Here is a 6,209-nt window from a genome sequence, read left to right on the forward strand (position 1 = left end):
GTCACGCGGGCGCCGTTCACGACGACCACCGAGGTCTATCCCGACAGTCCGCGCACGAACCCGGAGGAATGCGTCGAGGCGCAGGTCGTGGCCGTGCGCGCGGCGCTCGACTTCGCAATCTCGCACCGGCCCTGAACGGACGGGCCTCGCGCCGGGCCGGATGCCGCCGCCCGGCGCTCGCGCTGCTGCCAGAACTGGACAGCCGCGCGCGGAAACTGCCCAGGTCGACCACCCGACCCGAGGCCACCCATGCACACGCCCTTCCCTTCAGGCGCCGATGACTTCGACTTCGAATTCGGCTCCTTCGCCATCCATCACCGCCGGCTCAACAGTCGCCTGAGCGGCTGCGAGGACTGGACCACTTTCGAGGGCCGCTGCACCACGCGACCGATCCTCGGCGGCCTGGGCAACATCGAGGACAACGAGCTGGATCTTCCGGAAGGTCGCTACCGCGCAGTGGCGCTGCGCTCCTTCGATCCGAAGAGCGGCCTGTGGGCGATCTGGTGGCTGGACAGCCGCGCGCCGCATGCGCTGGACGTGCCGGTCAAGGGCCGCTTCGACGGCCCGATCGGGCTGTTCTACGCCGACGACGTGCTGGACGGCCGAGACATCAAGGTCCGCTTCACCTGGGACAAGCGTGACCTGGCCGAACCTCGCTGGGAGCAGGCGTTCTCCGCGGACGGCGGGACGACGTGGGAGACGAACTGGATGATGCGGTTCACGCGGGTGGCCGCTTGATTCGGATGACCAGATTCCGCTCCGGCATGCGTTGCGATCGGAAAGGTCAACGACGAGTTCGTCAACTCCGCCAAAGGTCTTCGCCGCATAGCACCAACCCTTCGTTCGACACATCGATTTAGTCAAATTGGATGCCTTGAGCGATCAGGCTGACGCTTGTCGTGGACATCTTTCGCCATCGACGCCAAGACGGAGTGACACCCTGGACGCTGGCTGTCTAGACTGGGACAGAGGTGGACCCGACGCGTCCACGCGGGGCTCAAACCGGGCCCAGGTTCACTGGCTCCAGAACATTCGATGATCCTGCCTACCGGCTCGGCCTTTGTCGGCCCCCTCGTCAAAGCAATCTCGCATGCTCGACTGAGCAACTACCGGACGTTCTTCAATCCTGTGGACGATGGCGAAACGCTTGGTCTGTATCAGTGGAACGATGACGTCAGCGGATCGCTATTCCGAGCAATGTCGCTCCTGGAAATAGTTCTCCGGAACCAGTTTCACAAGGCCCTGGGAAGTCGCTTCGGTGCCGTCGGCCCGAGCGGCGGGAAAGACTGGTTCAACCACCTTCACTTGAACCCCGACTCGCGGGAGAAAGTCAAGAAGCTCACTCACAAGAAGCGCCACGGGACATGGCTACCGCGCAATCCCATGCCTTCTCCGGACGACGTGGTCTCGAAGCTGTCGTTCGGTTTCTGGCCTCACTTGTTGGACGTGACCTCCGATAGCAGCGGGCTCGCGCTCAAGTGGGGCGAGATCCTCGTGGAGGTCGTGCCCGGTCACCGCATGCGCCAACCCGCACAGTGGAAACGGGCCGAGCGCGATGCACTCTTCTCCCGACTGGATCTATGCAACGAGATACGCAATCGCATCGCGCATCACGAGCCGATCTGGAAGCTGGGGCCCCTGATGGAAGAAGCTCGCGCTCGATCGGGCGTCACACCGGCCATCGTCGCCGGAGCGCCCGCCACGCCCGCAGATGCCGTCGACCGGCTGCGCCTTTACTACGACCGCATGGTGGAGCTGCTCAAGTGGCTGTCCCCCGACGTGGCGACCGCTTACCGTGGAGGCGAGACGGATGCACGTTGCCGAGTGCTGTTAAGCCATGACGCCGTAGCGCACTACCGCCGACGGCGACCCTTCGGCGAGGTCCAGCTTGACTTCTTTCTGGGAGATCGCCGCTTGGCGAAGATCCTCAGGTACGCATCACGCCATCGTCAGCCGGTGGCGCTCAAGCGAGGTGCGGCCACGATCGGCTACTGGACGAGCCATGCTCCGTAGTCAACTTGCGTCCGCAGGCTTTTACGCAAAAGCAGCAACGCACCGCACAAAGGAAAAAGGCCGCTTGCGCGGCCAGTTCCCTCTTTTGCGTCTTGGAGTTTGGCGTCCGTCCGAGGAGGGATGCAGCCAACCTGTATTCCAAGCGCCTACCTGTGTAGTGTAACCGCTATCCCCACACCGCCACAGGACAGTCCACCTTCCCCTCGCCGTACCTCACACCTGGCTCGACATCCTGGACCAGGATCGTCGGCCCGTCGAGGTCGACGATGTCGCACAGCTGGCCGACCAGCATCGCCGGCGCCATCGCCAGGCTGGTGCCGCCCATGTTGCCGACCATCACGCCGAGCTTGAGCACCCGCGCGCGGTGCGCCATCAGCAGCCCTTCTGTCAGCCCGCCGCATTTGTCGAGCTTGATGTTGAGGACGTCGAAGCGCCCCGGCAGCGCCTCGAGTTCGTCGAGCGTCAGGCAGCTTTCGTCCGCCGCCGTCGGCATCGGGAAGTCGACGAGCGCCATGTCGGCTTCCCGACCGCGCGCGAAGGGCTGCTCGACGAGGCTGACGTCGCAGGCGACCAGCACCGGCAGCAGCGGCTCGATCGTGGCCGGCGTGAAGCCCTGGTTGGCGTCGACGCTCAGCCACACGTCCGGCCGCGCGCCGCGCACCGCACGCACCCGCGCGATGTCGGCATCCGTGTCGCCGGTGAGCTTCAGCTTGAGCGCCCGCATGTCGCGCAGCGCGAGCGCCCTGGTCGCCATCGCGCCGGGCTCGTCGGCGCCCAGCGTGATCGTCGTGGTCAGCGGGCGCGGCTCGGTGAGCCCCGCCATCTGCCAGACGGATCGGCCGGTGCGCCGGGCTTCGAGTTCCCACAACGCGCAATCGACCGCGTTGCGCGCGCCGCCCGGCGGCAACAGGTGACGCAGCGCCTGGCGGCCGATGCCGCCCTCGATGGCCTCGCGCACCGCCTCCAGCTGCACCGGCATGTCCGCTGGGCGATCGTTCAGGTAGTAGACGCCGGCCGCTTCGCCGCGCCCTTCGTACAGACCGTCGCGCAGGACGACGCGCATGGCGGGCATTTCGGTGAAGCGATAGCCGGAGATGACAAAGGGCTCGCGCAGCACGAGCTGCTCGACATGGGTGGACAGTTGAAGACGGGGCATGAGGTGAGGAGCTCGACGGGGAGGGTCAGGCGTTGCGAAGTCAGGCGTTGCGGAAACGCCGGGGAGAGAGGTCTGGGGCATGGACGCCGGCAGCCGCGATGTCTTCGGGCAATTGCTCGCCGAGCGCGAGCGCAGCCGCCGCACGGGCCAGCGCGGGCGCGGTCTGGATGCCGTAACCGCCCTGCCCCGCACACCAGAAAAAGCCGGGTGCCGTCGGGTCGAACCCGACCACCGGCGTGCGGTCCGGACTGAACACTCGCAGCCCCGCCCAGCGATGACGCACGCGTGCAACGCGTTGTCCGCTCAGCGTCTCGAAGCGGTCGACCGCGATCGCCACGTCCAGTTCCTCGGGCTGCGCGTCGCAAGGCGGACTGGGCGTCTCGTCCGCGGGGGAGATCAGCAGGAGGCCCGCGTCCGGCTTGAAGTAGTGGCTCTCGTCGATCGCGATGACCGCCGGCCAGTCGGCCGCCTCGGCGGCGGCGACGCCCGCCGGCACGTCGATCAACGCGGCCGTCCGCCGCAGCGGCTGCAGCGCCAGAGGCGCGACGCCGGCCATGTGGGCCACCGCATCCGCCCACGCGCCGGCCGCGTTGATCACCAGTGGCGCGCGCACGCTGAAGCTGTCGGTGCGGGCCAGCCAGCCCTGCTTCTCGCGCACCAACTCGCGCAGCGGCGATCCGAGGTGCAGGCGGACGCCGCCGGCGCGCGCCTGCCGCAGGAAGCCCTGATGCAGCGCATCGACATCGATGTCCGCCGACGTGTCGTCGAGCAGCGCCCCCTCGATCCGGTCGCGCTGCAGGATCGCCAGGCGCCGGATCACCTCGTCCGCGTCCAGGCGGCGCGTGTGCGTACGCACGTCCTCGTCGGCGGCGAACCGGTCGGCGACGGCCTGCTGCCCGGCGCCGATCAGGTAGAGCGTGTCCCGCGCCCGCAGCAGCGGGACGTCGGTGAAGCCCGCCGGCGGTTGATCGAAGAAGGACCGGCTCGCCCGCGTCAGCGCGCGCACCGGCGCATTCCCGTAGAGCGCCGAGTACAGCGCCGCGGAGCGCCCGGTGGTGTGGTACCCCGCATGCGCCTCCGCTTCGAGCACGGCCACCGTCATGTGCGGCGCCAGGTTCGCCGCGATCGACGCCCCGGCGATGCCGGCCCCGATCACCAGGCAATCCACGCTGCGGGCGCTCGTCTCACTCATGGTTTTTAGCTACTTTCCAAATTGGAAAATAACTCTACCATCCGGACAACTCGATGCACAACCTGGTTTTGTCACGGGAAGACCCGCAGAACTGCTTCCGGAGGCCCGCGACGATGAGCGCCACCATGACCCCCACCAGCACCGTCCCCGACCCCGCCGCCGACCGCTCCGCGATGAGCGCGCGCGCCACCTGGTTCGGCCAGCCGCGCGGGCTCACCGTGCTGTTCCTGACCGAGATGTGGGAGCGCTTCTCCTTCTACGGGATGAGCGCGCTGCTGGTCTATTACATGACCAAGCAGCTGCATTTCACGCAGGCCGACGCCTCGCTGATCTACGGGCTGTACACCGGCGGCGTGTTCCTGACGCCGATCGCCGGCGGCTACCTCGCCGACCGGTGGCTGGGCAGGCGCCTCGCGATCGTGATCGGCGGCAGCCTGATGGCGGTGGGGCACTTCGCGCTCAGCTGGGAAGCGATGTTCTATCCCAGCCTCGTGCTGATCGCACTGGGCAACGGCCTCTTCCTGCCCAACCTGCCGAGCCAGGTCGGCGACCTCTACGCCGAGGACGACCCGCGCCGCGGCGGCGCCTACAACGTCTACTACGTCGGCGTGAACCTCGGCGGCCTGCTCGCGCCGCTGGCCTGCGGCACGCTGGGCGAGGTCTACGGCTGGCACTGGGGTTTCGGCGCCGCAGGCGTCGGCATGTGCGTGGGTCTGGCGATCTATCTGCTCGGCGGGCGGCATCTGCCGGTGGACCGGCCGCGCGACACGTCAGCGCGCGCCGCCAACGCCGCAAGTCCCGATGCGACGGGGGCTGACGGCTCCACGGGTTCGACGAGTTCGACGCCCCTTGAGGAATCCATCGATGGCGACGCGCGACGCAAGCCCGGCGCGGCGGCGATCGTCGTGCCGCTGCTGCTGGTGGCCCTGGCGGTGATGGTGTTCCGCAGCTCGTACGCGCACAGCGGCAACACGCTGGCGCTGTGGGCGGACACCAGCGTCGACCTGCACGCCTTCGGCTTCGCCATCCCGGTGACCTGGGTGCAGTCGCTGAATCCGCTGTTCGTTTTCCTGTTCACGCCGCTGCTGATCCGCGCGTGGCGGCACGCCGCCGTGAAGGGACGCGAGCCCGCGCCGGTCCGGAAGATGGCAATCGGCGCGGCCGGCGTCGCCGCGGCCTACCTGCTGCTGGCGGCGATGGCCGCGATGTCCGATGGCAAGCCGGTGAGCGGCCTGTGGCTGCTGGTGTTCTTCGCGGTCTACACGATCGGCGAGCTCTACATCCTGCCGGTCGGGCTGGGCCTGTTCGCGCGGCTCGCGCCGTCAGGCATGGGCGCGACGGTCATCGCCGCGTGGTTCCTCGCGGCCTTTGCGGGGAACCTGCTGTCGGGGGTGGTGGGACGTGCGTGGGAGTGGCTCGGGCCGGCAGGATTCTTCGTGCTGCTCGCAGCGCTCGCCGCGGCTGCCTCACTGGCGCTTCTCGCGCTGGGTCCCATGTTGAGGAGGCTCGAGGCGCCGCTGGCCCTCACCCCTACCCTCTCCCGCAAGCGGGAGAGGGAGTAAGAAGCGCAGTGCCGGACGCTTCTTCGCAAGCGGGAGAGCGGGTCGCAGGAGCAGTGCCGTACTCCCTCTCCCGTTTGCTGTATGGACCGAGGACATGGGTGACAGGTGTGCCGGGACATGGGTAACAGGTCGGGGCCAGGTTAGCCAGCCTGGCACAGCTCAATCATGCGCACCTTTTGGTGGCAGAAGAAGACATCGAAGCTGCCGTCGATATCCGGGTGAGGTCGTAGGGCGACAGGTTGGCCGATGAGGCCTCTGCCGACGCGATAGGTGTTGCCCTTGAACT

5 protein-coding genes are annotated in these 6,209 nt (G+C 67.8%); 3 read left to right on the plus strand and 2 right to left on the minus strand.

Going from position 1 to position 6,209, the window contains the following annotated elements; genetic code table 11:
• Positions 1-249: 249 nt before the first annotated feature.
• Both VF536_RS15120 and VF536_RS15125 read left to right on the plus strand, forming a co-directional pair.
• Positions 250-738, plus strand: a complete 489-nt coding sequence (locus VF536_RS15120; protein WP_331615693.1) for a DUF1579 domain-containing protein — start codon at positions 250-252, stop codon at positions 736-738.
• 297 nt (positions 739-1,035) lie between these two features.
• Positions 1,036-2,013, plus strand: coding sequence for an Abi family protein (locus tag VF536_RS15125; protein WP_331615694.1), 978 nt, complete (start codon positions 1,036-1,038; stop codon positions 2,011-2,013).
• Between the two features lie 166 nt (positions 2,014-2,179).
• Here the strand turns inward: VF536_RS15125 and VF536_RS15130 are convergent, their stop codons facing one another.
• Both VF536_RS15130 and VF536_RS15135 read right to left on the minus strand, forming a co-directional pair.
• Complete coding sequence (locus VF536_RS15130) at positions 2,180-3,169, minus strand: dipeptide epimerase (protein ID WP_331615695.1); 990 nt, start codon at positions 3,167-3,169, stop codon at positions 2,180-2,182.
• Positions 3,170-3,209: 40 nt separating this feature from the next.
• A complete protein-coding gene (locus VF536_RS15135; RefSeq protein ID WP_331615696.1) occupies positions 3,210-4,361 on the minus strand; it encodes an FAD-binding oxidoreductase in 1,152 nt (383 codons plus the stop codon).
• Between the two features lie 125 nt (positions 4,362-4,486).
• On the opposite strand from VF536_RS15135, the gene VF536_RS15140 reads away from it, so the two are divergent.
• On the plus strand, positions 4,487-5,923 hold the full coding sequence (locus VF536_RS15140; RefSeq protein ID WP_331615697.1) for a peptide MFS transporter: 1,437 nt from the start codon (positions 4,487-4,489) through the stop codon (positions 5,921-5,923).
• Positions 5,924-6,209 lie beyond the last annotated feature (286 nt).

Origin of the sequence: Roseateles sp., from assembly GCF_036486225.1 — a bacterium.
Taxonomy (GTDB): domain Bacteria; phylum Pseudomonadota; class Gammaproteobacteria; order Burkholderiales; family Burkholderiaceae_C; genus Roseateles.